This is a genomic window from Anaerotignum lactatifermentans (genome assembly GCF_014982935.1).
GTDB lineage: Bacteria > Bacillota > Clostridia > Lachnospirales > Anaerotignaceae > Anaerotignum > Anaerotignum lactatifermentans.
Genome location: NZ_JADCKK010000022.1, coordinates 14,339 through 40,099 on the forward strand (window position 1 = coordinate 14,339; position 25,761 = coordinate 40,099).

A 25,761-nucleotide genomic window follows, 5' to 3' on the forward strand; every position below is an offset into this window, starting at 1 on the left:
AGGAATTAAAAAACCGATGTTTTTCACATCGGTTTTTTTATATTCTGCATTTTACAAATAATACTTTCACTTCTGTATCCGTGTGGTTATAGAGCTTATGTTTTCTTCCCGGCAGGATACGGATGGTATCTTCTTCCCCCAACACAAAGACTTCCCCTTCCAAATCAATGGTCACTTCTCCCTGCAGCACATAAGCCACTTCCTCCTCTTGGGTATGCTGGGTATATCCATTGGATGTCCATGATTTCCCTTCCAGCGTCATGAGAAGCAATTCCAGATTGGCATGACAGGTATCACATGCCAGAACGTCATACATGGTTTGTCCCTGATACATGACAATGGTCTTACGCTGCTCTTTGCGCAATATCATTTCGGCGTTTTCCACCTTCTGTTCCACTAGTTCTGATACAGAAATGCCCATAGCCTCCGCCAACGTAGATAAAATACTCAAGGTAGGATTGCCAATATTCCGTTCCAACTGGCTGAGCAAAGCAGTACTCAAATTGGTCTGTTTGGCAAAATCCCGCAAAGTCAGTCCGTTTTTCCGTCGATATTCTGCAATTTTCTCGCCGATTCTGGTGTTTTTCATATCCCTCACCTCTCCGCTCATTGTACAGCACATCGTACATAATTTCAATATATTTAAATTTGTTAGATTTATTGTATCGCATAAGAATCCGTGTTATACTGGCACAAACGAAAGGAGGGACTGATATGTCCGCTAAACAGCAATCCATACTGGCGAATCTGGGTCTGCTTCTGGCTGCTGCCATTTGGGGCGGCGGTTTTCTGGCAGGAAAATTCGCATTGGCAGAATATGAGCCTTTTACCATACTGGCATTCCGCTTTTTAGGCTCCGCCCTTTGTCTGGGTCTGATTTTCTGCCGCAGTCTGCGGCACACCACAAAAAATGTTGCCAAAAAAGGGATGCTGTTAGGGATATTGCAGTTTGTGGGGCTTTCTGTCCAACTGGCTGGACTTGACCGCACCACCCCTGGAAAACAGTCTTTCCTTATTGCTTCTTATGTAATGTTTGTTCCTTTTCTGAGTTGTTTTCTGCTGCGGAAACGCATCAATGGCAGAGAACTGCTGGCAGCCCTTTTGACACTGGCAGGCATTGGCTGCATCAGCCTCAATGAAAGCCTGACCATTGGACTTGGTGAGGGGCTTTCTGTTGGGTTTGCCTTTCTCTTCGCTTTGCAAATTGTATTGGTAAGCATTTTTGCCAGAAACGAAGACCCTATCCGTCTGTCCTTTTTCCAGTTCCTGTCGGCAGGTCTTTTGGCTGCTGTGACTGCCCTGCTCACAGACGGCATCCCGCAGAGCTGTTCTCTGTTGACTTTGGGCAGCCTGTTATACCTCATTGTGCCAAACACCGTTCTGGCATTTACCATCCAGAATGTGGCACAGCGTTATACCTCAGAAACGGCAACTGCCATCCTGCTTTCTCTGGAATCCATGTTCGGATTTCTTTTCTCCGTATGGTTTCTCAAGGAGCCTGCCACTGCGAAAGTGGTGCTGGGCTGTATTCTGATATTTGCCGCTGTACTTCTTTCCAAAATAGATGCGGCGCAATTTTTGAAAAGACACAATATTGGGATTCCTACTCCAAAACAACCATAAAAAATCAGAAAGCTGAAACCCTCTGGTAAGGCTTTTAGCTTTCTTTGTTTTCTTATGAAGTTGCCTCGAAAGAGGTTGGGCTTCTCTATTAATCCTGCATTTCCTTTGTCACATCCGCTTCCTTTGCTTCCACAAAACGGATGAGGTCTTCGGGATTCAGTATAATCTGCTCCCCACGCATGCCTGCGCTGACTGCGATTTCATCAAACAAAATGGCAGTTTCATCAATAAAAGTCGGATATTTCTTTTTCATGCCAATGGGGGAACATCCGCCGCGGATATATCCTGTCAGCCCCAGCAGTTCCTTCACATGGGTCATTTCCAGTTTTTTATTGCCGGAAACAGCTGCCGCTTTTTTCAAATCCAATTCCATATCCACAGGAATACAAAAAACGAGGATTCCCGTTTTATCCCCCCTTGTCACAAGGGTTTTGAATACCTGTTCTGCCGGAATTCCCACCTGTTCCGCCGCATGAAGCCCTGACAGATTGCTTTCATCATATTCATAAGACGCTGTACGGTAGGAAATGCCTGCCACTTCCAGCTGCCGCATGGCGTTTGTCTTGACTGTATCACCACTTGCTTTCTTCAAATTCCTCACGTTCCTTTCTGATACAAAAACGGCAGTCCATACCTTCGGTACAGACCGCCGCCACAGCCTGAGGCTGTCAATCGTCCAGTAATATAAATCCATAATCCTGCCCGGTTCTGGCAGAAATAAAGTTATTGGCTTCGTAGTCGCTATTGACATGGGTAATCTGCCATACACCGTCGATCTTATAAGCCACATAACGGGAACCGTTTGTCAGTACCATATAGAAATACTGATCGGTACCACACTGATAATAAATCTGGCTTTCGTCGGTAATCAGACGCTTGGAAATCATGGTATTGACCAAGGACTGATCCCTGCGGACGATATAACTCTTCCATACAGCCAGGTTATAATCCGGCAAAAGTGACGGATTAAAGTCCGGAAGGGCACGGTTGATGCTGGTAACAGGGTAATATACATTCTGTAAGTTGGTATAAACCACTTCCCAGAAGTTATTGTCGTTGCGCAGTACATGCTGTTTCACATCCGCTGTATTTTTCTTGCTGGAGAATGTAACCACAGCATACTTATTATCTTTGCGGATTTCTCTAACGAAATAGTCTTCCAGACTGCCTTCATAAAGCCCTACAAAGTTCAAAATCCTGCCATATTCCGCTGAAGCAGAGGACAAACGCCCCATGGTTCCATGGTTCTGGTTATATCTTGCCAGCAGGCGGTTGTAACTTACAGAGGAAATCTGCCCTGCACGTCCTGCCGCAGATGCCAGCAAATAGGTGCCGTCAGACTGTTTGGAAGCGGCAAAGACGCAAAGATTCATGCTTTCCGCAGGCACTTCTGCCCCTTCATATTCCGCCAAGTCCCTGCCGTCTACCAACAGGATTTCATAGTCATCAGCAGACAAACCACTTTCCAGATACCCATTGCTTACCAGCGTATCTGTGGTGACTGTTTGTCCCGTATAATAAGCGTAAAGTTTGCCGTTTTTGCAGATCCAGCCCAGCTTTGTACCCAGATCGTTGTATGCACTCTGTCCCGCAGATGCCACAGACTTCAGGTTATTGAGCTGCATGGTGTTTTCACTCTGCCAGAAAGGCTTCGTATCCGCCACAGGTTCTCTTTTGGATGAACTGGAAACGGGTGTTTTCGGGCTTTCGTCTTCCGTATGTATGCTGGGAGCAATAATCCCAACTTCACTTTCTTCCGGCGCACCAATGGGAATATTTTCCTCTGCGGTCACTTCCTCATCCGGCGTTTCTGTTTCTATATTCTGTTGTGTATCCTGCACAGGAGGGTCTGCTTCCGGCGTTTCTTCCTGACTGCCAAAATTGCAGCCGCTTACCAGAAAAGCACAGATACCCGTCAGCAGGCAGACAGATCTGAATTTTTTATTGCTCACAATAATCATCCTTTTTGTCTACAATGGCTGCATAAACAGACTGCAGTTCTGCGTCATGCGCCTGCAAAATTGCAGACAGACGCTGTTCCATGGCTTCCGCTTCATCCACAAAAGGGAATGTCACAACCCAGACAGGATTCAAATGTCCTTCTTCTTCCGCCACGGTATCCACCACATCCTGCAGCGCATCCGCGTCATAGTAGTCAAAAATCGCGTCATATTCCCAGTCTTCCGCTTCTTTTTCGCAGCCCAGAGCCATATGCACCACAATACCGTCATCCGTTTCTTCTGCGTAGATGCGATCCAGCAGACTTTCTTTACCGCTTACAGTATAGCAGCCCAGCTCCTTTGTTAAAAAACCACTTTCTTTTTCCTTTAACATTAATACGATTGCAGCTTCTTCCATGGGATTCTCCTTCTTTTCATACTCATACTATTCCAGCAATTATACTACAAATTTTGTTTATTTGCAAGAAACCGACCATGCTTTACCCTCTGGAAAAGCCAGGAATTCCGCTTTCTTTGACCAATTTTAATGATATGACGAAAAAATTAAGAAATTGTTCCATCTTTCTTAAGAAAAACCAGTCTGATTTCTCCCAAAGAAACCGCTTTTTTCTTTTGATGACACACAAAAAATAAGAATGAAAATCCACATGGATTCTCATTCTTATGATATGATACTTTTTTCAGCCAAAAAGTGACCAGTCTTCCTCTGTTAAACCGGGCTGCATAGCCATATTCACCGCTTTTGCAATGATATCTGCCAGACGGTCTACCACAGCGTCCACTTCCTTTGGTGTCACAAACATGTTTTCCGCTGCGGGGGTCAAAAGCTCTGTAATCAGACCGTATTTGTCCTCCGATTCCATATCCATTAACATCTGATAAAAAGGAGAATGTTCCTCTGTCTGGCTCCGCATTTCCGTCAACATCCGATCCATGGTATCGTTCACCAATGTTGCCGCATCCACCACTGTAGGCACACCGATGGCAATGACAGGCACTCCTAATGTTTCCTCACTAAGCATTTTCCGCTTGTTGCCCACGCCTGCGCCGGGAGCCAGACCTGTATCAGAAAGCTGTATAGCGGCGTTGATGCGGCTGGTCTTTCTGGCTGCCAATGCGTCAATGGCAATGACCAGGTCAGGATGCATTTTTTCCACAATGCCTTTGACGATTTCCCCAGTTTCAATGCCTGTGATGCCCATAACACCGGGACTTACCGCCGCCACCGGACGGACTGTCTGCGCCATTTCCTCTGGCAAGGTGTCCCGCAAATGCCGTGTCACCAGTATCCGTGAAACCACTTTGGGTCCTAACGCATCAGGTGTGATATTCCAGTTGCCCAGCCCAACTACCAGAGCCGTCCCCTGTTTTTTGAGTTTCGCCAAATGCTGCAATTCCTTGGAAAGCACTGCCACAATGCTGCTGTGACTTTCCGGATCGTTTTCCTTCAGCTTTTGCGCCTCCAATGTAATATAACTGCCCACAGGCTTGCCCATGGTCTGGCTGCCTTGTTCTGTCAAAATATGGACACGGGTCAGTTCATAGTCTTTCGTATGACTGGTTTCCACCTGCACACCATCCGGTTCCCCCGCTTCCTCTCGCCCTTCCCGCGCTATTTCTCTGGCTTCAATTGCCAAATCTGTCCGTACTGTGAACTTTTCCGCCGTCTGTTTGTCTTTTTGTTCCATATTTTCACCGTCTTCCTGTATTTTCCCTTATTTTTTCCGCAGTTTTGAAATATATTCATTGACTTATGGGGAATCATCAGGTAGAATATATGGTGTTGAATTAACCACGGGCTATTTGCATGACAAAATACGCCCAACCGTGTCGGAGGAGTACCGTCCTCAAAGTGGTTAATATGTAGGAAAGAAAAAGCGATATTCCCCAAATATCGGACGAAGAAAAACCACAAAAAGAATTTTTAGGAGGAAAGCAAATTGGCTAATATCAAATCTGCAAAGAAAAGAATCAAAGTTATCAACAAAAAAACATTGAGAAATAAAATGATCAAATCTCAGGTTAAAACAGCAATGAAGAAAGTAATCGTAGCTGTAAACGCTGGTGACAAAGACGCTGCTGCTGTTGCACTGAAAGGCGCAACTTCCGCAATCGACAGAGCTTATATCAAAGGCATTTACCACAAAAATTCCGCAGCGAGAAAGAAATCCTCTCTGACAAAACTGGTAAACAGCTTATAATTTGAAAGCGACCCAAGAGGATACCCCATCAGGCGGTATCCTTTTTTCATGCTATTACGAAAGGAGATCACTGAATTGACAGAAATGACAGAAAGACAAAAACGTGTAGAAGAAAACCACAAGAAAGGCTATAACTGCGCACAAGCTGTTGCCTGCGCTTACAGCGATCTGTTTGGCGTAGACGAAAAAGAAGCATTCCGCGCTGTAGAATGCTTTGGTCGCGGCATGGGTGTTATGGGTACCTGTGGCGCTGTTTCCGCTATGGCATACCTGGTTGGACTGAAAGTTTCCGACGCAAATCTGGAAAACCCCAAAACAAAAGTTGACTGCTATGACACATTCAAAGCCATGAGCGAACTTTTCGCGAACAAAAACCAGTCCACCCTTTGCAGTGAACTGAAAGGTATGGGCACTGGTGTTGTACTGAGAAGCTGCCAGGGATGTATGGCAGACGCCGCAGAAATCGTTGAAAAACATCTGCTGCAGGAAAACAAATAATCTCATCCAAAAACAAAAAGCCGAAACTTCTTATTAATAAGGAAGATTCGGCTTTCTTTTTTTACTCAAATATCAGAAAAAGAGCTGGTTTTCTTTTCTATCTGCGCAGACTTTACTCAGTTTTTCTGTCAACATACCAATGGCTGCTTCCGGCAGGCTTCTTGCCTTCTGGGTACATACGCTGATACAGCCCATGCAGGATACGCAAAGGTCTTTATCTGTTGTTTTGGGATTGTCTTTGGGAATGGCACCCACAGGACAGTGTGTCACGCATTTGCCGCAGCCCTTGCAGGCATCGGATACCATAGGCACCAAACCACCGCCATGACGTTCCAGATAAGGTCTGTTACCGGGCAGTTCCGCACGTTTGGGTGTTCCTGTCAGCTTTTCTGCAATTTCTTTGCCAAATGCCTGAAGCTGTGTCTGATCTTCTGCGTTTGGTCTGCCTGCTCCAAACTGGTTCACAATGGAATGCTGTGTAACAGCGGCAACGCCTGCCACTACCACAAAGCCCTGTGCTTCCAAAGCATCCTGCAATTCTGCAAAGGTATCGTCAAAAGCACGGTTGCCATAAGTAACAACCGCTACTGCCGCTGTGCCATTGCCGTGGAGGTTTTTGATCCGTTCAAACGCTGTCAGAGGTACTCTGCCTCCAAAGGATGGTACACCGCAGACCAGAACATCTTCCGCATCCAGAGAAATTTCCGTACTTGCCGCAGACAAAGGTGTCAGATCCACTTCTTTTGCTACCTCACCCAATCCGCCAGCCACAGAACAAACGGCTGTTTTTGTGGTGCCGCAGGGGCTGAAATATACTGCTGTGATTTTTTTCATATCTTCTTCCTCTTTTCCTTTTCAAATTAATTTTATTATAAACCTTTTTTCTTCTCCCACAACCAAAACCCAATGATAAATGAATAGTATTTTCCTTGGTATTATGGTATGATAAGGATATATTGGCAACCTCTTTTGGGGTTCCAATGATACAAACATTTAATAGCACCCCCATCAAAAGGAGGGATTATATGGATTTTCAGGATATTATCATCAAAAAACGTGATAAACAGAAGCTGACGAAAGAAGAAATTTCTTTCTTTATTCAAGGCGTCACAGACGGCTCCCTGCCGGATTATCAGATTTCCGCCCTGCTTATGGCAATTCTGCTCAACGGCATGGATGCGGAAGAAACGGCACAGATGACCATGGAAATGGCACACTCCGGCGCATTGTTCGATTTGAGCAGTCTGCCCGGTTTCAAAGTGGATAAACACAGCACCGGCGGTGTAGGCGACACCACAACGCTGATTCTGGCACCTCTGGTAGCTTCTCTTGGTGTACCTGTGGTGAAAATGAGTGGTCGTGGTCTGGGCTTCTCCGGCGGCACCATTGACAAACTGGAATCCATCCCCGGTTTTCAGGTAGGCGTAACGGAAGAAGATGCGCTGACCTACGGCAAAACCAGCCATCTGGTACTCATGAGCCAGACGGACAACCTGACCCCTGCGGACAAAAAACTTTATGCTCTGCGGGATGTGACAGGTACTGTAGACAGCATTCCTCTCATTGCCGCCAGTATCATGTCCAAGAAAATCGCTGCCGGTGCAGACGGCATCGTTCTGGACGTAAAATGCGGCAGCGGCGCTTTCATGAAAACACAGAAAGACGCGGAAGCATTGGCACATATTATGGTAGAAATGGGACAACATGTAGGCAGAAAGGTCACTGCCATCATCAGCGGCATGGATCAGCCTCTTGGCATGTATATCGGCAATTCTCTGGAAGTTATGGAAGCCATGGAAGTCCTCAAAGGCAATGTAAAAGGCGACTTGCTGGAAGTTTCCCTGCTGCTTGGCGCACATATGCTCCTTTTGGCAGGACGCGTCCAGACAGAAGCCGAAGGCAAAGCCCTGTTGCAGCAGCAAATTGACAACGGCGCAGGCATTGCCAAATTCCGTGAACTGCTCATCCAGCAAGGCGGAAATCCTGCCATCATCGAGCAGCCTGACTTACTGCCCCTTTCCCCTTGTTCTCTGGAAGTCAGGGCGGAAAAAAGCGGTTATCTCACCCACATGGATACGGCAAAAATCGGGCGGGCATCTCAGGAAACCGGTGCAGGACGGGCTTTCAAGGAACAGCCTCTGGATTTCGGCGCAGGCATCATCACCAAAAAACGCCTTGGTGACTATGTGGAAGCAGGCGAAGTGCTGGCAGTCATTTATAGCGCCAAAGACGAAGCCTGTGCATCGGCGGCGGAAATTTTCCAGTCCGCACTGACCATCTCGGCAGAAAAAGCACCTCTGCCGCCGTTGGTTTTGAACATCATTTCGGCATAAAGCAAACATTTATATAGAGAAAGGAAGCGATTGATTTGAAAAGAGCAATTATTATTGTATTGGACAGTGTAGGGATTGGCGAACTGCCTGACGCAGCCGATTTCGGCGATGTAGGCAGCAATACCTTGGTAAATATCAAAAAAGCAAGACCCGAAACTTCCCTGCCCAACATGGCAGCGCTGGGTCTGGGCAACATTCAGGGGGAAGACATTCACCTGCTGGGCAAAGTGGACGCACCAAAAGGCGCATACTGTAAACTGGGCGAAAAATCCATCGGCAAAGACACCACCACAGGTCACTGGGAAATCGCTGGCGTTCTGACAAAAGAACCCTTCCCCACTTTCACAGAAACAGGTTTCCCCAAAGAAATCATGGACAAATTTGAAGAAGCCATCGGCAGAAAAACACTGGGCAACTATGCCGCTTCCGGCACAGTCATCATTCAGGATCTGGGGGATGAACACGTAAAAACAGGCTATCCCATCGTTTATACTTCCGCTGACAGCGTATTCCAGATTGCAGCACACGAAGACGTCATTCCCGTAGACAAACTCTACGAAATCTGCGAAACAGCCAGAAAACTGCTGACAGGCAAATACGGTGTTGCTCGTGTCATTGCCCGTCCCTTCATCGGTACCAGCGGCAATTACACCCGTACCAAAAACCGTAAGGACTTCTCTCTGGAACCTACTGGCGTGACCATTCTGGACCTGGCGAAAGAAAAAGGCATGAACGTAACAGCCATCGGTAAAATCGAAGACATCTTCGAACACCGCGGCATGACCCGGACAGACCATACCACAAACAACAATGACGGTATCGAAAAAACCATTCTGTATACCAAAGAAGAATTCGAAGGCATTCTGTTCACAAATCTGGTAGATACAGACATGATCTACGGTCACAGAAATGACGTGGAAGGCTATGCAAAAGCACTGGAATACTTCGACAGCAAACTGCCTGAAATCATGGACGCGATGCACGATGACGACATCCTGTTCATCACCGCAGACCACGGCTGTGACCCTACTACCCCCAGCACCGACCACTCCAGAGAATACACCCCTCTGCTGGTATACGGCAAACATGTAAAAGAAGGCGTAGATCTGGGCGTACGCAAATCCTTTGCAGACATCGGTCAGACCATCTCTGATTATCTGGGTCTGGGCGCTCATTTTGAAGCAGAAAGTTTCTTAAAAGATATCTTGAAATAAAGCATCTTTTGGTATAGAATAACTGCAAATCATAAAAAAAGGAGCGTTGCAGTATGAAAAAATATGAATGTACCATCTGTGGATATATCTACGACGAAGCCAAAGGCGATCCCGAACATGGCGTTCCCGCTGGAACTCCTTGGGATAAACTGCCGGCAGACTGGGTATGCCCTCTTTGCGGTGTAGGCAAATCCGATTTTGAAGAAAAACACTGATGCAATCAAAAAAACCGAAAATTCCTTTTCCAAGGAATTTTCGGTTTTTTTATTTTGTACTTATCTTTTGCTCATGTTATCAATGAGTTTTGTTTTCAGCTGTGTCAGCTTATCAGACAGGTCAACAGGCACAATGTGAGGGTTGTTCAAGCGCAGATGCTCGTCCCAAAGAGATGCCTTTTCCTGATTGCAGTAAGCCTGAATGTCCATGGTAGCAGGACTTTCATAAACCTGTTTGCCGTCAATGAAAACAGGAACCAGCAGTTCTCTGACTCTGTATGTGCCAGGTTCCAGACGCATGTTTTTCCATTTTGCATTGCTGTCGTAAATCGCCAGTGGTTTGGTTTCATCAATGGTTTCATCGTCCAGGGCAATCAGATCAGCTTTGATCTTGCCTGTGGATTTTTCGTAAATACGGAATACTTTCTTAATACCAGGGTTTGTAACTTTTTCCGGGTTATTGGACAGTTTGATTTTGGGGATGAATTTGCCGTTTTCATCTTCTTCTGCTGCCAGTTTATACACGCCGCCAAAGGCAGGACAGTCATCACTGGTGATCAGTTTTGTGCCTACGCCCCACAGGCTGATTTTTGCGCCCTGAAGCTTCAGGCTGGCAATCAAGTTTTCATCCAAGTCACTGGATGCACTGATGACAGCGTCAGCAAAACCTGCTTCTTCCAGCATGGCTTTTGCTTTCTTAGACAGATAAGCCAGGTCGCCGCTGTCCAGACGGATACCATAGTTTTTCAGTTCAATGCCTTTTGCCTGCATTTCCTTGAATACTTTGATGGCATTGGGCACACCGGATTCCAGTGTGTTGTAAGTGTCCACCAGAAGCAGACATGCATCGGGGAACAGACGGGCATATTCACGGAATGCTGTCAGTTCATCGGGGAAGCTCATAACCCAGCTGTGCGCATGAGTGCCTTTTACGGGAACACCAAACTGTTTGCCTGTCAGCACGTTACTGGTACCGCAGCAGCCGCCAATGACAGCCGCTCTGGCACCCAGCGTACCTGCGTCAGGGCCCTGTGCACGGCGCAGACCAAATTCCATAACGGGATCGCCCTGTGCAGCCCAAACCACACGCGCTGCTTTTGTAGCAATCAAACTCTGATGGTTGATGATGTTCAGCAGTGCTGTTTCCACCAGCTGTGCTTCCACAATAGGTGCTTTTACACGCATCAAGGGTTCGTGGGGGAATACCACAGTGCCTTCGGGGATGGCGTAAATTTCACCTGTAAAACGAAAATCTCTCAAATAATCAATGAAGTCTGCGGAGAACAGTCCCAGACCTTCCAGATATGTGATATCATCTTCTGTAAAACGCAGGTTGCGAATGTATTCAATTGCCTGCTGCAGACCTGCCGCAATGGCATAACCGTTGCCGCTGGGATTTTTTCTGTAGAACAAATCGAATACTACCTGTTTTTTGTAAGAACCTGTTTCAAAGTAGCCCTGCATCATGGTCAGTTCATACAAGTCCGTCAGCAGTGCCAAATCTCTACCTTCCATTTCAATCTCCTTTGCTTATGCAGCAGAAAAATTTCTGCCTGTACTTTCGTAAACAGTTTGATTATACACAACTTCTCCAAAGAAATCAAATTATTTCGGGCTGTTTTTGTAATCTGCATACAAAATCCGCAATTTTCTCCCATTTTTCTGTAAAACCACCTGTATTTACACCATTTTGTGTATACAGTCTGCAAGTATACAACATACTTGCATATTTTGCAGGAAAAAGTGCAAAAAGGTCTTTACAAATTTTTAGGCACAATATATAATAACTCTCGTGAATAGCAAAAACACTGTGACGGAGAGAGTATACCATTTCTGTTCATGCTGACAGAGAGTTGGGGACAGGTGAAAGCCCGACGCAAGGAAACGGTAGAAAATCACTCCTGAGTGGCAGACCGAACGGTTTTACCAAGTAGACTCTGTCGTATCCCGCGTTAAGGGAACGCATCATAATGGTGATGCAATAAGGTGGACGGCTTTTTGTGCCGTCAAATCAGGTGGTACCGCGAGCCCATTCGTCCTGTGTGACGGATGGGTTTTTTTAATTGGTATCACATTATAAAGAAAGAACAAAACCAAAGGAGGAATTAATATGTACGACAAAGTGCCTACCAATCTGAACTTTGTGGAAAGAGAAGTTCAGACAGAACAGTTCTGGAAAGAACATGACATCTTCGGCAAGAGCATCAAAGCAAGAGAAGGTGCTCCTGTATTTACTTTCTATGATGGACCCCCGACAGCAAACGGCAAACCTCATATCGGTCACATCATCACAAGAGCGGTCAAAGACTTGATCCCTCGTTACAAAACAATGAAAGGCTACAAAGTTCTGAGAAAAGCTGGTTGGGATACCCACGGTCTGCCTGTTGAACTGGAAGTTGAAAAATCTCTGGGTCTGGACGGCAAACCTCAGATCGAAGATTACGGCGTAGAACCCTTCATCGCAAAATGTAAAGAAAGCGTTTGGACTTACGAAAAAGAATGGCGTGCCATGAGTGACCGTGTTGGTTTCTGGGCTGACATGGATCATCCTTATGTTACTTACCATAACGAATATATCGAATCCGAATGGTGGGCACTGAAACAGATCTGGGACAAAGGTCTCCTTTATAAAGGTCACAAAGTTGTTCCCTACTGCCCTCGCTGCGGTACTGCCCTTTCCTCTCACGAAGTAGCTCAGGGCTACAAAGATGTTAAAGAAACATCCGTTATCGCAAAATTCAAAGTTGAAGGTAAAGACAACGAATACTTCCTGGCTTGGACAACAACACCTTGGACACTGCCTTCCAACGTTGCTTTGACTGTCAACGCAGACGAAACATACGCAAGAGTGAAATATCAGGACTATGTTGCCATCATGGCAGAAGCTCTGCTGGATACCATCCTGGGCGAAGGCAACTACGAAGTTCTGGAAACCATGAAAGGGAAAGAACTGGAATACATGCGTTATGAACCCCTGTTCTCCTTCCTGGAAAACGACCCCAAAGCTTTCATCGTAACATGCGACCCTTATGTTACACTGACAGACGGTACTGGCGTGGTACACTCTGCAGGCGCATTCGGTGAAGACGACGCTCGTGTATGTAACGCTTACAACGTACCTTTCCGTCAGTATGTAGACGACGCCGGCAACATGACAAAAGAAACAGGTCCTTTTGCTGGCATGTTCGTAAAAGACGCTGACCCTAAGGTAATCGAATATATGGAAAAAGATGGTTCCCTGTTCGCAGCAATCCCCTTCGAACACAACTATCCTTTCTGCTGGAGATGCGATACTCCACTGATCTACTACGCAAGAAGCACATGGTTCATCAAAATGACCGCTCTGCGTGACAACCTGGTTCGCAACAACCGCACCATCAACTGGTATCCCGATAACATCAAAGAAGGTCGTTTCGGTAACTTCCTGGAAAACGTTATCGACTGGGGTCTGTCTCGTGAAAGATACTGGGGCACACCACTGCCTATCTGGGAATGCGAATGCGGTCACAGACATACCATCGGCAGCATCGCTGAACTGAAAGAAATGTCTCCTGACTGCCCTGAAAACATCGAACTGCACAAACCTTTCATCGACGCCGTTCACATCACATGTCCTGAATGCGGCAAGCTGATGACAAGAGTGCCTGAAGTTATCGACTGCTGGTTCGACAGTGGTGCAATGCCTTTCGCACAGTGGCATTATCCCTTTGAAAACCAGGATATCTTCAAAGAAAACTTCCCTGCTGACTTCATCAGTGAAGCCGTTGACCAGACTCGTGGCTGGTTCTACACACTGCTGGCAGTAAGCACACTGCTCTTTGACTGCGCACCCTTCAAAAACTGTATCGTTCTGGGTCACGTTCAGGATAAGAACGGTCAGAAGATGTCCAAACACAAAGGCAACGTTGTTGACCCTTGGGATGCTCTGAACAAACAGGGTGCTGACGCCGTTCGTTGGTACTTCTACGCAAACAGCGCACCTTGGCTGCCTAGCCGTTACTATGACGAAGCTGTAAGCGAACTGCAGAGAAAATTCATGGGTACTCTGTGGAACACATACGCATTCTATGTGCTGTATGCAAACATCGACAAGTTCAATCCTACAGAACACAAACTGGAATATGACAAACTGCCTCCTATGGACAAGTGGATCCTGTCCAAGCTGCAGACACTGAATAAATACGTTGACGATTGTCTGGAACACTACAAACTGACAGAACCCGCAAGAGCAATGGCAGACTTTGTAGACGACCTGTCCAACTGGTATGTAAGAAGAAGCCGTGAACGTTTCTGGGCTGAAGGTATGGAACAGGATAAAGTAAACGCTTACATGACTCTGTTCACTGTACTGGATACTATGGTAAAACTGGCAGCTCCTTTCACACCTTTCATCGCAGAAGAAATCTACGGCAATCTGGTGAAGAAAGTAGACGCTTCCGCTCCCGAAAGCGTACACCTGTGCGACTGGCCTGCATACCATGCAGAATGGGTTGACACAGAACTGGAAGAAAACATGGACTTCGTACTGAAAGTCGTTGTAGAAGGTCGTGCTGCAAGAAACGCTGCAAACCTGAAAAACCGTCAGCCTCTGGCTATGATGTATGTAAAAGCAGAAAAAGAACTGCCTGAAATGTACCGCGACATCATCACAGACGAACTGAACGTGAAAGGCATCACTTTCACAGACGACGTGGAAGCATTTACAACATACACATTCAAACCTCAGCTGCGTACACTGGGTAAAAAATACGGCAAACTGGTACCCGCTATCGGCGCTTACCTGAAAGAAGTAGATGGCTCCGCATTCATGGCTACTCTGCGTGCAGACGGCAAAGCAACATTCACAGTAGACGGTGAAGAAGTTGTTCTGGAAATGGACGACGTACTGGTTGACACTGCTGAAAAAGACGGTTTCGTATCCAGCGGCGACAACACACTGACCGTTGTTCTGGACGGCAATCTGACACCCGAACTGGTAGAAGAAGGCTTCGTTCGTGAAATCGTAAGTAAAGTACAAACCATGAGAAAAGAAGCTGACTTCAACGTAACAGACCGTATCCGTGTTTACCACGACGGCAACGCAAAAATCGCTGAAGTACTGGCTGCAAACGACATCTCCGCAGACGTTCTGGCTGCTGAAGTGGTTGCAGGCAAAGGCGGCGAATACACCAAAGAATGGAACATCAACGGCGAAAAAGTAACCCTTGGTGTAGAAAGAGTTTAATCTCTCATAAATTCCAGATACAAAAGATAAAATAGCCAAACCATACGAAAGAAAAAGTCAAAAAAACATTTTACAAAAGAGAAAGCACGGATTTCCGTGAAAGAATTTACAAAAGAAAAGCATTTTAAGTACAAAAGCCAAACTCTTTAAAAAAATCAGCATATTACAAAATGGGTCAGACCTCCTATCTGACCCATTTTTTCATGGCAAAATCAGCTTTTCCAAATAAAAACAGCAGAAAGCCAAAACCAAACTGGTTCTAATCTTTCTGCTGTTTATTTTTTATGAAATAGATTTTATATAAGAAGTTTTACTGCTCTTTGATGATACCATTCTGGTACGCATACAGGAGTTTTTCCAGTTCATCAATGCTTTCCTGCAATTTTTTACCGATGTCGGTATCTCTCACGCGGATACGATCCTGTGTATACTGCAAAGCTACTGTAGAAGACAGGATGTCCTTTTCTTCCGCAATGGCAACTTCTGTAGATACGAAAGGTTCGTGGCTAACCAGCACCATACCATGAGAGTTATAAATGAGGGTATAGCCTGCGATGCCTGTTACCTTCTGATAAGCCTTTGCGAAACCACCGTCAATAACGAACAGTTTGCCATTTGCTTTGATGGGGCTTTCCCCTTTTACCACTTTGACAGGCACATGACCATTGACGATGTGGGAAGTATCCGGGTCAAGACCAAATGCTTCCAGCACATAACGGCAAATATTTTCATCATTTCGCAGGGTATAGTAAGGGTTGCTGACTTCTTTATGGGTAGTCTTATCATCAATGAAATACCGTTCGAAGGTTGTCATTTTCTTTTTGCCGAACAAAGGAGAATCTTCCCCACACCACAGATACCACATGATATCCATGCACTGACGTTTTGCTTCGGAATGAGGTTTGTTGAAGTATGCCTCTCTGGCTGTCCGCTCTACGGCATCCAGATAATCTTTTCCTTTGTATTTTTTGCCGCGGAATGTAACGGTTTTCAGTGTACCGTCGTCATTCATGGGAATACCGCCGTGGAACAGCAGGTTTGAGTTGAAGATATTATACATAGCACCTTTGCTGTACAGCACGCGGATATGCTCCTGCAGTTTTTCACTGTTTACGAAGGAAGATTTGACTTTGTCCATAACTTCCTGTTCTTCTTCTGTCAGGGCATAAGGGTCTTTGGGATCTACAGTGGGGAAATTCATGTCGTTCATTTCATATTCCACACCTTCGATGTTGATGGTGCCTTTCTCAAAGTCGATCTTATCCAGCAGCAGTCTGTTTTCCATGTGGAATTCGGGATGACGTTTGATGATCTGTGCTTCCATTTTCCACTGCAAAATAGAAATGGCTTTATGCATTTTGGCAATGAGCTGGAAGTCTTTGTCACTCAATGCTCCTTCTGTACCCTTAGGTGCAAACTGTGTGCAAGGGTCATCGGCATAACAATCCATGGCAAATGTTGCCAGAGGAATCAGGTTGATACCGTAGTCTTCTTCGATGGTGTCCAGATTTGCATAACGGGTCTGGATACGCAGTACGTTACAAATGAGCGCCTGACATCCTGCCGCTGCCCCCATCCAAGCGATGTCGTGGTTCCCCCACTGGATGTCCACAGAGTGGTAATGTTCCAGAATATCCATAATGGCTGCCGCGTTAGGACCTCTGTCGTAAATATCCCCAATGACATGGAGGGTATCAATGGCAAGGCGCTGAATCAGATGGCACAGGGCTGTAACAAAGCGGTCTGCCTGATCCAGATCGATGATGGTGCTGATGATTTCGTTATAATACATTTCTTTATCTCTGCTCACATTATCCTCATGGAGCAGTTCTTCCAGTATGTAAGCAAATTCCTTGGGCAGTGCTTTTCTGACTTTGGAACGGGTATATTTGGAAGAAACAACTTTGCAGATGGTAACCAGACGGTGCAGGGTGATTTTGTACCAGTCGTTCATGTCCTCTTCTGTTTCTGCCATCTGTTCCAGTTTCTTTTCGGGATAATAAATCAGCGTTGCCAGAGATTTCTTTTCGCTTTCCCGCAGACTTGCACCAAAAATGGCACTGATCTGGTTTTTGATAACGCCGGAAGCGTTGCGGAGTACATGGCTGAAAGATTCTACTTCCCCATGAATATCCGAAACGAAGTGCTCTGTCCCTTTCGGCAGGTTCAAAATCGCCTTCAGGTTCATAACCTCTGTGGCTGCGCTGTTGATATTTTTATATTGTTTGGATAATAATTGTAAATACTTCAGTTCTTCTGCTGTAAATCCGTCTTTCCCGGAATACATAAATACCCCACCTGCCATTTCTTATATTTGGTTGTTGTTATAAGCCGATTATACCACAGGGATTTGGAAAAATCCACTGCGTGTGACGGAAAATGTCCCACTAAAATTCGTAGTTCGAAACCCCATCTTTCCTGTCTATTGTATACAAAAATACAGAAACTCTCCCGAAAAAAATAACAGCCAGAATTCCTTTTGTTTTAAGAATTCTGGCTATCTCTGTTTTCTTATGAAGCAATTTTATTCTGCTTTTTCTCCTTCTGCCTCCTGGACTTCTTCCGGTTCCTGCAAAGAAGCCATACCAAAAAGCCCGGATTCCCGGTTCAGGAACAAGATGGCTGTTGCGCTGACCACAAAGCCCTGTGTCAAATATGTGATGCAGGTATACACGCAGTTGACAGCAAAGTTGTCTGGGAACAGCATAAAAATCAAGGATAAAACGGAATTCCAGCAGTAAGAAATTGCTGCCAGTATAATCAAAAATCCGAATGTCCGCCACCATCTGCTGCGAACCAGTACGCGGCTATGTCCCAGTGCATCAACGCTTCGTCTGCCGCCCAGCGCAATGCAGTACAGATACAGACACCATACAACGCCCAGATAAATGGCAGGAATCACCAGCAGGGTTCCCAGCAAAAACAGGATCATATACACAATACCCACTTTCACCACAACGGGTTCCAATGACATTGCTTCCACAAAAGCTTTGCTGGCAGAAAAACGTCTGCCTTCCAGACGCCATTTCGCAGCCTTTGCCACACCAATGATGAATATAGGTTCCAAAAATACGGTTACTGCCATAAGCAGTACGTTATTCGTCATCATCTGCTGTATCAAATTGATAGATTCTTGGGGCGATAGTGCCATACCACTCAATGACACCTGCTCCGCAAACTCCATTAGACTCAATACTCTGCTTTGAATCAGTGTCAGTAAAATGCTAAGGGGCAGACCAATGACCAGCATTCCCGCAGCAACCACTTTGATGTTTTCCCGAAACAGCCGCATGGCAATGACCATAATTTCATTCCATCGTAATTCCCGACTGTATACTAGCCGCTTGATTTCTTCCATAATATCAAATTCCTTCCATCATGATATAAGAAGTATTATACATGGTTTCTTTTCATTTGTCAGCAGATTTCCTCCTTGTAAAGATTAAAGTTTTCCGATAAAATGACTATTATAATGCGCAAAAAAGGATTGTGATAAAAATGGATTTTACAAATAAAACTGTACTGGTCACCGGCTCCTCCCGTGGCATTGGCAAAGCCATTGCCTTTGCCTTTGGACGAGCAGGCGCACGGGTGGTGCTGAACGCTTCTCGCAGCAAAGACCAGCTGGCAGAAGCGAAAAAAGAACTGGAAGAAATGGGCGTTTCCTGTATGGCAATTCTGGCAGACGTTTCCGACTACAATGCCTGCAAGGACATGTTCCTGCAAATTCAGGATGCCTTTGGCCCTGTTGATATTCTGGTAAACAACGCCGGTATTTCTCATATTGGATTATTCACAGATATGACCCCAGAACAGTGGCAGCGTGTGCTGAATGTAAACCTTGGCTCTGTGCTGAATTGTACCCATTTGGCAGTACCTGCCATGGTACACAACAAAAAAGGCGTGATTCTCAACATCTCCTCCATGTGGGGAGAAGCAGGAGCTTCCTGTGAAGCTGTCTACTCCGCTTCCAAAGGGGGAATCAATGCTTTCACGAAAGCCATGGCAAAAGAACTTGGTCCTTCCGGTATTCGGGTCAACGCCATTGCCTGCGGTGTCATCGACACAGAAATGAATGCCTGCTTCTCCGAAGAAGAACGGGCAGAGCTGGCAGACGAAATCGCCCTCATGCGCTTTGGCAAGCCAGAAGAAGTGGGCAGATTTGCCCTTACCCTCGCCAGCGAAAGCGCTTCTTTCCTGACAGGGCAAATCATCACACTGGATGGAGGAATGTTATGAGCCAGAAAACATATAAAGCATTATTTTTCGACGCAGACAAGACACTGCTGGACTTTGTTGCCGCTGAAAAAAAAGGGCTGGAACGTGTTTTTGAAAAAAACGGCATTGCCCTGACGGACGAAATCCGCAGCTATTATCTGGAAATGAACGGTCAGCTTTGGGAAAGCTACGAACGAGGTGAAATTTCCAGAGATGCGGTGCTCTATACCCGTTTTGGCAGAGTATTCGAACACTTTGGCATTGACGCTGACGGCATTGCCTTCGAACATGATTACCGAAAAGAACTGGACGAAGGACACGACCTCATGGAAGGTGCTATGGAGCTGGTACAGACCCTTGCGCCCCTTTATGAGTTATACATCGTCACCAACGGCACCACAGAAACCCAGTACAAGCGTCTGGGAGATTCGGGGCTTTCTCCTTATTTCAAGGACATTTTCATTTCCGGTGAAATCGGCAGCCGCAAGCCTATGAAAGCCTTTTTCGACCATTGTTTTGAAAAAGCGCCACACCTTTCTCCAGAAGATGTACTCATCATCGGGGATTCCCTTTCTTCCGACATTCTGGGCGGCAATAACGCAGGTATTGACGCCTGCTGGATGAATGCGGAAAACAAAATCAACGACACCGCTGCTGTACCTACATACGAAATTCATAAACTGGCAGAATTATATGATATTTTAGGTATCCCTAAAAAATAAAAACAAAGGCAGAAATCTCTTTGGTAATTTCTTGAGATTCCTGCCTTTTTCTTTTAATTTTATTCCTTTTTCATTTTTTTTAGGAAAGTTTCTGTCCGCAGCCGGAGCAGAAACGATCACCTGCGTTGACTTTTGCGCCACAGGAAGGGCAGAAAGCTGCCACTTCCAATTTCTGTCCGCAACCGGAACAGAATTTATCGCCAGCCTGTACTGCCGCACCACAGGAAGGACAATGCTTTCCTCCTGCTGGCTGCTGGGCTGCCTGCTGTGTCGGCTGCTGCATGCTTTGCATCATTTGCTGTGCCATCTGCATGCCTGCTGCCATACCAAAGCCCATGCCTGCTGTACTGCCAGCGGCGCCGCCGGGCTGATCCAGACCATCTGCCAGTTTGCCCTGCTGGTAGCGGTTCATATCCCCTACCATCTGATAGCCTGCCGCAGCATTGATTTTTTCCTGGATTTCCTGAGGATAGCTGAAGCTGGAAATCTGCACGCCTGTCACAGTCATGCCCATTTTCAGCAGTTCCATATCCAGATCTTCCTGCATGCCTTTGCCGATGTCATAGGCACTTGCCTGCAAATGGAACATATCCTTGCCTTCTCTGCCAATCCACTTCATGAGAAGCTGATCCAGAATGCTCAGCACTCTTGTCTTCACATCATCCACAGAGTATGTATCTTTTACGCCTGCGATGGTGTCGATGAGGCGCACATAATCGGAAACCTTCATCTGGAAAGTACCAAAGGCACGGACAGGCAGTCCGCCGGGCAGACCTGCGCAAGGCAGCATTACAGCGTTTTTGGTGCCCCATTTTACGGTAAATTCCTTTGTATTGACAAAGAGCACTTCCGCACGGATACCGCTGTTAAAGCCAAAGGAAAAGCCTTTGAGGGTGCTCAGAAAAGGAATGATTTGGGATTCAATGTCAAAAGAGCCTTCATCCTGAAAAATCCCTTCGATTTTCCCGTTATACAGGAAAATAGCATCCTGTCCCGGGCGGATGATGAGGCGGCTGCCTTTTTTGATCTCGTCATTATGCCATTTATGAAAAATCACGGTGTCGTCGCTTTCCTGCCACTCCACCACATTGCGAAATTCATTGCCGAAAAGTCCCATCGGTCACATTCCCCCCATCATTTGCCCAGCTTTGCTTTCAGTGCTGCCAGTTCATCTTCTACACCGCTGTCCTGTACCGTTGCAGCATCATCATATTTTGCCATGAGGTCAGCCATATCGTCTTTCTTGGTGTTCAGTTCCGCAGCTGCTTCCGCTTCATCCAGCTTCCGGTTCAGCTTTTCTTCCAGTGCGTCAAAGGCTGCCAGAGAGCTGCCGCCCAAATCGGACTTGATTTCATTGGCTTTCTGCTGAGATTTTACCATAGCCGCTTTGGCACGGATGGCTGCTTTTCTATCTTCCACCTGTTTCAGCTGTTCTGTGAGTTTATCATGCATTTCACGCATTTTTGCCGCATTGGCTGCTGCCAGATCCCATGCGCCTTTCAGGCTTTCCAGATTAGCTGCCTTTGCCGCTTTTTCAGACAGGAAAACCTTTGCGTCAGCGTCATTGCCAGCCAGAACGGCTTTTTCCGCATAACGCTGGAGTTTTTCCACTTCTGCTACACCTTCATCATAAGCACGTTTGGCACGTTTTTCCTCTGCCATGACAGAAACGGTTTCCGCCTTCACTTCCCCCAGATCTTTTTCCAGATCTCTGGCAAGCTGGTCTGCCATTTTTACAGGGTCTTCCGCTTTATCCAACAATGCGTTGATGTTTGCTTCCATAATTGTTTTAAATCTGCTCAAAATACCTGCCATGTTTCTTCCTCCTTGATATTGAAAAAGTTATCGAAACAACGCCCCTTTTGAAACAAAAACTTATCTTTCCCCTAATTTCAGACCGGGATTTGCGTTCAGGTCGAAGCCATCCCGCACCCCTGCCATATATTCATAATAGGCTGCACAACCAATCATTGCCGCGTTATCGGTGCAGAGAATGGGAGAAGGAATGCTCAGATAGAATCCTTCTTTCTCGCAGGCTTTCCGCATGGTTTCCCGCAGAGCGGAGTTGGATGCAACACCACCTGCCATAGCGATCTGCTTCACGCCTCTTTCCTTTGCTGCATGGATGGTTTTTTCCACCAGAACTTCCACCACAGCCTGCTGGAAGCTGGCTGCAATGTCTTCCGGCACAATGGGCTCGCCCATCATTTTCTGTTTATTCACATAGTTCAGTACGGCGGATTTCAAACCGCTGAAACTGAAGTCGTAGCTGTCTTCCTCCAGAAATACACGGGGGAATTTCACAGCATTTGGATTGCCTTTTTTGGCTGCCGCGTCGATTTTCGGGCCGCCTGGATACCCCATACCAATGGCACGGGCAACTTTGTCATAAGCCTCACCAGCCGCGTCATCTCTGGTTCTGCCCAGAATTTCGTACTTGCCGTAATCAGACACATACACCAGATGGGAATGACCGCCGGAAACCACCAGCGCCATATACGGCGGTTCAAAATCTTTATTTTCAATATAGTTGGCACAGATATGTCCTTCGATATGATGGACACCCACAAGGGGTTTATTTGCCGCAAAAGCAAGGGCCTTGGCTTCTGCTAGACCTACCAGCAGCGCACCCACCAGACCGGGTCCATACGTCACACCAATGGCGTCAATGTCCTCCAATGTCACGCCTGCTTCCTGCAAAGCCTGTGTGATCACACCATCGATGGCTTCGATATGTTTCCGGGACGCAATTTCCGGCACCACGCCGCCATACAATGTATGCAAGGCAATCTGTGACGAAATGATATTGGAAAGCACCTCTCTGCCGTTTTTCACAACGGCTGCGGCAGTTTCGTCGCAGGAGCTTTCCACTGCTAAAATCAATATATCTTTTTCCATATTTTATCCTTCCTTCGGGAAATACAATGTTGTCATTTTCCTCTCTTCCCCCAACAGGGTATTGGGGAAAATATCTGTGGCATTCTGCAAAAACTCTGCCGGTTCCTGCAAAGCCGGGCTGAAATGGGTGAGCCAAAGTTCTTCTGCTTCCGCAAACTTCGCCAGTCTTGCCGCCTCGGAAAAGAGCATGTGCTTATGCTCCAGCGCCTTTGGTTTCTTTTCTTCTTCCCCATACATGCCTTCGCAGATGAAAAGCTGCACGCCTTTTGCAAAATGCGCCAATCTGTCTACAGGACGGCTATCTGTGCAGTATGCCATGGCAATACCCGGACGTTCTGCTCCCAGCACCATATCCGGTGTATAGGTCTTGCCTTCAAATTCCACAGCGCCTTCTTTCTGCAATTTGCCCCACAGCGGTCTGGGCAGTCCCAGCGCCTCCGCTTTTTTCGGGTCAAATTTTCCGCGGCGTTTGACGTCAATACGGTAAGCATAGCAACGTACCATGTGGTCCGCCTGACAGAAAGAAACTTCAAATTCTCCCAACCGCAGGGGATTGGGCGTATCTTTTCCCAATTCAATCAATTCCAAAGGAAAAGGCAGTTCCGGTGCAATCCGGCGCAGACCTTCCACAATATATGTCAGTCCCTGCGGACCAACCAGTTTCAAAGGCTCCGTTCTGCCTGCATTGCCAATGGTCAGCAGCAGACCGGGAAGCCCGGAGATATGATCCGCATGAAAATGGGTAAAGCAGATAGCATCAATATTCTTGAAGCCCCATCCCTGCATTTTCATGGTTACCTGTGTGCCTTCGCCACAGTCAATAAGCATCATGCGCCCATTGAGCCGCGCCGCAAGGGACGTGAGAAAACGCCCCGGCATGGGCATCATGCCGCCTGTTCCCAATAAGCAAATATCTAACATTCCCGTTCTCCTTTGTATTTTCTATTCAAACAAACTTACTCATGGTATATGATACCGCAAAGTACCGAAAAACACAAGAGAAGCGCCCTTTCCTGCCTTTGCTTTTGACTTTGAAAAAAAGCGGAAGACCTGCTCCTTGCAAACCTTCCGCCATTTGACCATTGATTATTTGTTAGGCACTTCTACCAAAAATTCGCCATATGCCACATAAGTGGTAGGAGTATCCTGGCTGTACGCCTTTGTCTGTTCCAGATTGAAGAATGTCATATCCTCGCCTTTGCCTTCCAGATACTGATAAGGCACTGCCACACGGTATTTTCCGGGGGTCATGCTCTTTTCCCACTGCCAGAAAGTGAACTTTTTATCCCGTTTGCCGTCTGTGGGACCGCCTGTAGGAATGCTGTAAGTATCTGTGCTTACATAAGCTTTGGAATCAGGTTCTACTTTATTCCAGTTATGTCCATCCCATTTTTCCAGCCAAAATTCTTCGGATGCATAGAATACTGTATTTTCTTCGTTTTTCCACTGCATTTGCAGGCTCATGGTTTCCTGATCAAAGCTGCCATTGGGCTGCAGAGAAACGTTCGGCATTCTGGCAGAAGTCAGTTTCACATAATCCTTCTGACCGTCTGTGCTCCATTCCACATCCAGATTCATGGCTTCCGCCAATTCTCTTAAAGGCAGATACGCCCGATTGTTCACCACCAGCGGTTTTGTTTCCAGCAGCAGTTCATGGGTACCCATCAGGGTCAGATAATTGGAATCCAATCCCAGAGAAACCTGCCATACCAAGGGCTGATTATCCGCATCCAGCACTGTTTTCATCTGTTTTTCCACCAGAGCTGTACGGGTGCTTGTATCATATGTCACATCGGCTCCCAGCACATCCGCCATGGCACGTACTGGCAGCATCATCCGTCCATCTTCATAGACAATGTCTTCTTTCAGTACCACATTTCTTTCATCCAATTTGATAACCACATCATTCTGTGCACCAAAAGCTGTCGCATTACAGCCCAACGCCAAAAGGACCGCCGCAATTACTGTTTTTCGCATCATTCAGATTCCCTCCTTAAAAATGGGTGCAGATTCTTGTTTACAGTATATCACCAAACAAAAACAGTTTTATTAGAAATCCTTTAATTTTTTCTTACGTTTCTGCTTTTTTCCCTGTACAAAATCACAGCAAGTTTTCCCATAAAAAAATATTTTAAAAAAAGGGCGTTTTTTCTTGCAAAATCAAAAGTTTTCTGCTAGAATAACTTTGTTGTGTCACATACAAGCAATGAAGGAGGTGCAGGCAATGGCTAGATGTGAAATTTGTGAAAAAGGCCAGATCAAAGGTCATAGAATCAGCATTAACCGTAGTCAGGTTAGTAGACGTGCGAACAGAAAATGGAAACCCAATGTAAAGAAAATCAAAATCGTGGAAGATAACGGCAATGTAAAATCTATCTACGTTTGCACAAGATGCATGCGTTCCAACAAAATCACTCGTGCGATCTGATTTCAGCATAAAAAGAGCCTTCGTTTACGAAGGCTTTTTTGCGTTATACGGGTATTTCAGAGTGTTTCATAAGAAAACAAATATAGCCGGAATCCTTGAAATGAACTGCACCCCATTTGTTAGACAGTATGATATACTGAATAACAAGTGGGGTGATTTTTATGCCAAAAGGAGTACCAAATAAACGATATACACCAGAATTCAAGCAACTGGTGGTAGAAACGAT

25 protein-coding genes and 1 other annotated feature are annotated in these 25,761 nt (G+C 46.1%); of the genes, 10 read left to right on the plus strand and 15 right to left on the minus strand.

Translation table 11 applies throughout. The features are described from left to right. Nucleotides 1-37 precede the first annotated feature (37 nt). Complete coding sequence (locus INF29_RS07375; protein ID WP_072852637.1) at nucleotides 38-589, minus strand: helix-turn-helix domain-containing protein; 552 nt, start codon at nucleotides 587-589, stop codon at nucleotides 38-40. A gap of 125 nt (nucleotides 590-714) precedes the next feature. Here INF29_RS07375 and INF29_RS07380 point away from each other — a divergent pair, with 125 nt between their 5' ends. Then, nucleotides 715-1,623 (plus strand): DMT family transporter, encoded by a 909-nt coding sequence (locus INF29_RS07380; RefSeq protein ID WP_193485658.1) that lies wholly within the window; start codon nucleotides 715-717, stop codon nucleotides 1,621-1,623. A gap of 88 nt (nucleotides 1,624-1,711) precedes the next feature. On the opposite strand, the gene ybaK is transcribed toward INF29_RS07380, so the two are convergent. The 4 genes from ybaK to gpr all read right to left on the minus strand — a co-directional run bounded on the left by ybaK (nucleotide 1,712) and on the right by gpr (nucleotide 5,272). Then, nucleotides 1,712-2,176 carry a Cys-tRNA(Pro) deacylase gene (gene ybaK / locus INF29_RS07385; RefSeq protein WP_072853668.1) on the minus strand — a complete coding sequence of 155 codons (465 nt, stop codon included), beginning with the start codon at nucleotides 2,174-2,176 and terminating at the stop codon, nucleotides 1,712-1,714. A 115-nt stretch (nucleotides 2,177-2,291) separates the two neighbouring features. After that, nucleotides 2,292-3,575 (minus strand): hypothetical protein, encoded by a 1,284-nt coding sequence (locus tag INF29_RS07390; protein WP_191344673.1) that lies wholly within the window; start codon nucleotides 3,573-3,575, stop codon nucleotides 2,292-2,294. Beyond that, a complete protein-coding gene (locus INF29_RS07395; RefSeq protein WP_072853664.1) occupies nucleotides 3,565-3,981 on the minus strand; it encodes a DUF6762 family protein in 417 nt (138 codons plus the stop codon). Before INF29_RS07395 ends, INF29_RS07390 begins: the two co-directional genes overlap by 11 nt. 283 nt (nucleotides 3,982-4,264) lie before the next feature. Further along, nucleotides 4,265-5,272, minus strand: coding sequence for a GPR endopeptidase (gpr, locus tag INF29_RS07400; protein WP_193485660.1), 1,008 nt, complete (start codon nucleotides 5,270-5,272; stop codon nucleotides 4,265-4,267). A 252-nt stretch (nucleotides 5,273-5,524) separates the two neighbouring features. Between gpr and rpsT the strand changes: the two genes are divergently transcribed. Next, a complete protein-coding gene (gene rpsT, locus INF29_RS07405) occupies nucleotides 5,525-5,785 on the plus strand; it encodes a 30S ribosomal protein S20 (RefSeq protein WP_072853659.1) in 261 nt (86 codons plus the stop codon). A 48-nt stretch (nucleotides 5,786-5,833) separates the two neighbouring features. Beyond that, entirely contained in the window at nucleotides 5,834-6,283 is a 450-nt protein-coding gene (locus INF29_RS07410) for a C-GCAxxG-C-C family protein (RefSeq protein ID WP_243184123.1), read from the plus strand. A 72-nt stretch (nucleotides 6,284-6,355) separates the two neighbouring features. Here the strand turns inward: INF29_RS07410 and INF29_RS07415 are convergent, their stop codons facing one another. After that, nucleotides 6,356-7,117, minus strand: coding sequence for a 4Fe-4S binding protein (locus INF29_RS07415; protein ID WP_193485662.1), 762 nt, complete (start codon nucleotides 7,115-7,117; stop codon nucleotides 6,356-6,358). A 191-nt stretch (nucleotides 7,118-7,308) separates the two neighbouring features. Here INF29_RS07415 and INF29_RS07420 point away from each other — a divergent pair, with 191 nt between their 5' ends. The 3 genes from INF29_RS07420 to rd are packed head-to-tail and all read left to right on the plus strand — an operon-like array spanning nucleotide 7,309 to nucleotide 10,045. Further along, nucleotides 7,309-8,616 carry a thymidine phosphorylase gene (locus tag INF29_RS07420; RefSeq protein WP_193485664.1) on the plus strand — a complete coding sequence of 436 codons (1,308 nt, stop codon included), beginning with the start codon at nucleotides 7,309-7,311 and terminating at the stop codon, nucleotides 8,614-8,616. 35 nt (nucleotides 8,617-8,651) lie between these two features. Further along, complete coding sequence (locus INF29_RS07425; RefSeq protein ID WP_072853651.1) at nucleotides 8,652-9,830, plus strand: phosphopentomutase; 1,179 nt, start codon at nucleotides 8,652-8,654, stop codon at nucleotides 9,828-9,830. 53 nt (nucleotides 9,831-9,883) lie between these two features. Further along, a complete protein-coding gene (gene rd, locus INF29_RS07430) occupies nucleotides 9,884-10,045 on the plus strand; it encodes a rubredoxin (protein WP_072853648.1) in 162 nt (53 codons plus the stop codon). A 60-nt stretch (nucleotides 10,046-10,105) separates the two neighbouring features. Here rd and INF29_RS07435 read toward each other — a convergent pair whose 3' ends face one another. Continuing rightward, nucleotides 10,106-11,560, minus strand: a complete 1,455-nt coding sequence (locus INF29_RS07435) for a nicotinate phosphoribosyltransferase (protein ID WP_193485666.1) — start codon at nucleotides 11,558-11,560, stop codon at nucleotides 10,106-10,108. Nucleotides 11,561-11,846: 286 nt separating this feature from the next. After that, nucleotides 11,847-12,089 (plus strand) — a binding site (T-box leader). A 66-nt stretch (nucleotides 12,090-12,155) separates the two neighbouring features. On the opposite strand from INF29_RS07435, the gene ileS reads away from it, so the two are divergent. After that, complete coding sequence (ileS, locus tag INF29_RS07440; protein ID WP_193485668.1) at nucleotides 12,156-15,269, plus strand: isoleucine--tRNA ligase; 3,114 nt, start codon at nucleotides 12,156-12,158, stop codon at nucleotides 15,267-15,269. 310 nt (nucleotides 15,270-15,579) lie between these two features. Here the strand turns inward: ileS and INF29_RS07445 are convergent, their stop codons facing one another. Together INF29_RS07445 and INF29_RS07450 are read right to left on the minus strand one after the other, a co-directional pair. After that, a complete protein-coding gene (locus tag INF29_RS07445; protein ID WP_193485673.1) occupies nucleotides 15,580-17,556 on the minus strand; it encodes a fructose-1,6-bisphosphatase in 1,977 nt (658 codons plus the stop codon). Nucleotides 17,557-17,793: 237 nt separating this feature from the next. Then, nucleotides 17,794-18,627, minus strand: a complete 834-nt coding sequence (locus tag INF29_RS07450; RefSeq protein WP_193485678.1) for a hypothetical protein — start codon at nucleotides 18,625-18,627, stop codon at nucleotides 17,794-17,796. A gap of 140 nt (nucleotides 18,628-18,767) precedes the next feature. On the opposite strand from INF29_RS07450, the gene ymfI reads away from it, so the two are divergent. Together ymfI and INF29_RS07460 are read left to right on the plus strand one after the other, a co-directional pair. Next, nucleotides 18,768-19,508 carry an elongation factor P 5-aminopentanone reductase gene (gene ymfI, locus INF29_RS07455; protein WP_193485683.1) on the plus strand — a complete coding sequence of 247 codons (741 nt, stop codon included), beginning with the start codon at nucleotides 18,768-18,770 and terminating at the stop codon, nucleotides 19,506-19,508. After that, nucleotides 19,505-20,209, plus strand: a complete 705-nt coding sequence (locus INF29_RS07460; protein WP_193485696.1) for a YjjG family noncanonical pyrimidine nucleotidase — start codon at nucleotides 19,505-19,507, stop codon at nucleotides 20,207-20,209. Before ymfI ends, INF29_RS07460 begins: the two co-directional genes overlap by 4 nt. Before the next feature lie 79 nt (nucleotides 20,210-20,288). On the opposite strand, the gene INF29_RS07465 is transcribed toward INF29_RS07460, so the two are convergent. From INF29_RS07465 to INF29_RS07485, 5 genes are all read right to left on the minus strand, one after another. After that, entirely contained in the window at nucleotides 20,289-21,326 is a 1,038-nt protein-coding gene (locus tag INF29_RS07465) for an SPFH domain-containing protein (RefSeq protein ID WP_193485702.1), read from the minus strand. Nucleotides 21,327-21,343: 17 nt separating this feature from the next. Continuing rightward, on the minus strand, nucleotides 21,344-22,024 hold the full coding sequence (locus INF29_RS07470) for a PspA/IM30 family protein (protein ID WP_022254347.1): 681 nt from the start codon (nucleotides 22,022-22,024) through the stop codon (nucleotides 21,344-21,346). Nucleotides 22,025-22,084: 60 nt separating this feature from the next. Then, on the minus strand, nucleotides 22,085-23,107 hold the full coding sequence (gene tsaD / locus INF29_RS07475) for a tRNA (adenosine(37)-N6)-threonylcarbamoyltransferase complex transferase subunit TsaD (protein ID WP_022254346.1): 1,023 nt from the start codon (nucleotides 23,105-23,107) through the stop codon (nucleotides 22,085-22,087). Nucleotides 23,108-23,110: 3 nt separating this feature from the next. After that, a complete protein-coding gene (locus tag INF29_RS07480; protein WP_072850324.1) occupies nucleotides 23,111-24,028 on the minus strand; it encodes a ribonuclease Z in 918 nt (305 codons plus the stop codon). A gap of 165 nt (nucleotides 24,029-24,193) precedes the next feature. Further along, nucleotides 24,194-25,087: a copper amine oxidase N-terminal domain-containing protein gene (locus tag INF29_RS07485; RefSeq protein WP_193485707.1), complete on the minus strand. Its 894-nt coding sequence runs from the start codon at nucleotides 25,085-25,087 to the stop codon at nucleotides 24,194-24,196. A gap of 244 nt (nucleotides 25,088-25,331) precedes the next feature. Between INF29_RS07485 and rpmB the strand changes: the two genes are divergently transcribed. Beyond that, entirely contained in the window at nucleotides 25,332-25,535 is a 204-nt protein-coding gene (gene rpmB, locus INF29_RS07490) for a 50S ribosomal protein L28 (RefSeq protein ID WP_022254343.1), read from the plus strand. Between the two features lie 43 nt (nucleotides 25,536-25,578). Here rpmB and INF29_RS14515 read toward each other — a convergent pair. Beyond that, a partial coding sequence (locus INF29_RS14515) for a hypothetical protein (RefSeq protein ID WP_207728135.1) occupies nucleotides 25,579-25,761 on the minus strand: 183 nt, incomplete at its 5' end.

What these genes read in the sequence shown, in the direction of transcription:
- INF29_RS07375 (WP_072852637.1), bottom strand. Translation starts at nt 589, where the DNA reads ATGAAAAACACCAGAATCGGCGAGAAAATTGCAGAATATCGACGGAAA.
- INF29_RS07380 (WP_193485658.1), top strand. Translation starts at nt 715, where the DNA reads ATGTCCGCTAAACAGCAATCCATACTGGCGAATCTGGGTCTGCTTCTG.
- ybaK (WP_072853668.1), bottom strand. Translation starts at nt 2,176, where the DNA reads ATGCGGCAGCTGGAAGTGGCAGGCATTTCCTACCGTACAGCGTCTTAT.
- INF29_RS07395 (WP_072853664.1), bottom strand. Translation starts at nt 3,981, where the DNA reads ATGGAAGAAGCTGCAATCGTATTAATGTTAAAGGAAAAAGAAAGTGGT.
- gpr (WP_193485660.1), bottom strand. Translation starts at nt 5,272, where the DNA reads ATGGAACAAAAAGACAAACAGACGGCGGAAAAGTTCACAGTACGGACA.
- INF29_RS07410 (WP_243184123.1), top strand. Translation starts at nt 5,834, where the DNA reads ATGCTATTACGAAAGGAGATCACTGAATTGACAGAAATGACAGAAAGA.
- INF29_RS07415 (WP_193485662.1), bottom strand. Translation starts at nt 7,117, where the DNA reads ATGAAAAAAATCACAGCAGTATATTTCAGCCCCTGCGGCACCACAAAA.
- INF29_RS07420 (WP_193485664.1), top strand. Translation starts at nt 7,309, where the DNA reads ATGGATTTTCAGGATATTATCATCAAAAAACGTGATAAACAGAAGCTG.
- rd (WP_072853648.1), top strand. Translation starts at nt 9,884, where the DNA reads ATGAAAAAATATGAATGTACCATCTGTGGATATATCTACGACGAAGCC.
- INF29_RS07435 (WP_193485666.1), bottom strand. Translation starts at nt 11,560, where the DNA reads ATGGAAGGTAGAGATTTGGCACTGCTGACGGACTTGTATGAACTGACC.
- ileS (WP_193485668.1), top strand. Translation starts at nt 12,156, where the DNA reads ATGTACGACAAAGTGCCTACCAATCTGAACTTTGTGGAAAGAGAAGTT.
- INF29_RS07445 (WP_193485673.1), bottom strand. Translation starts at nt 17,556, where the DNA reads ATGTATTCCGGGAAAGACGGATTTACAGCAGAAGAACTGAAGTATTTA.
- INF29_RS07450 (WP_193485678.1), bottom strand. Translation starts at nt 18,627, where the DNA reads ATGGAAGAAATCAAGCGGCTAGTATACAGTCGGGAATTACGATGGAAT.
- ymfI (WP_193485683.1), top strand. Translation starts at nt 18,768, where the DNA reads ATGGATTTTACAAATAAAACTGTACTGGTCACCGGCTCCTCCCGTGGC.
- INF29_RS07460 (WP_193485696.1), top strand. Translation starts at nt 19,505, where the DNA reads ATGAGCCAGAAAACATATAAAGCATTATTTTTCGACGCAGACAAGACA.
- INF29_RS07465 (WP_193485702.1), bottom strand. Translation starts at nt 21,326, where the DNA reads ATGGGACTTTTCGGCAATGAATTTCGCAATGTGGTGGAGTGGCAGGAA.
- INF29_RS07470 (WP_022254347.1), bottom strand. Translation starts at nt 22,024, where the DNA reads ATGGCAGGTATTTTGAGCAGATTTAAAACAATTATGGAAGCAAACATC.
- tsaD (WP_022254346.1), bottom strand. Translation starts at nt 23,107, where the DNA reads ATGGAAAAAGATATATTGATTTTAGCAGTGGAAAGCTCCTGCGACGAA.
- INF29_RS07480 (WP_072850324.1), bottom strand. Translation starts at nt 24,028, where the DNA reads ATGTTAGATATTTGCTTATTGGGAACAGGCGGCATGATGCCCATGCCG.
- INF29_RS07485 (WP_193485707.1), bottom strand. Translation starts at nt 25,087, where the DNA reads ATGATGCGAAAAACAGTAATTGCGGCGGTCCTTTTGGCGTTGGGCTGT.
- rpmB (WP_022254343.1), top strand. Translation starts at nt 25,332, where the DNA reads ATGGCTAGATGTGAAATTTGTGAAAAAGGCCAGATCAAAGGTCATAGA.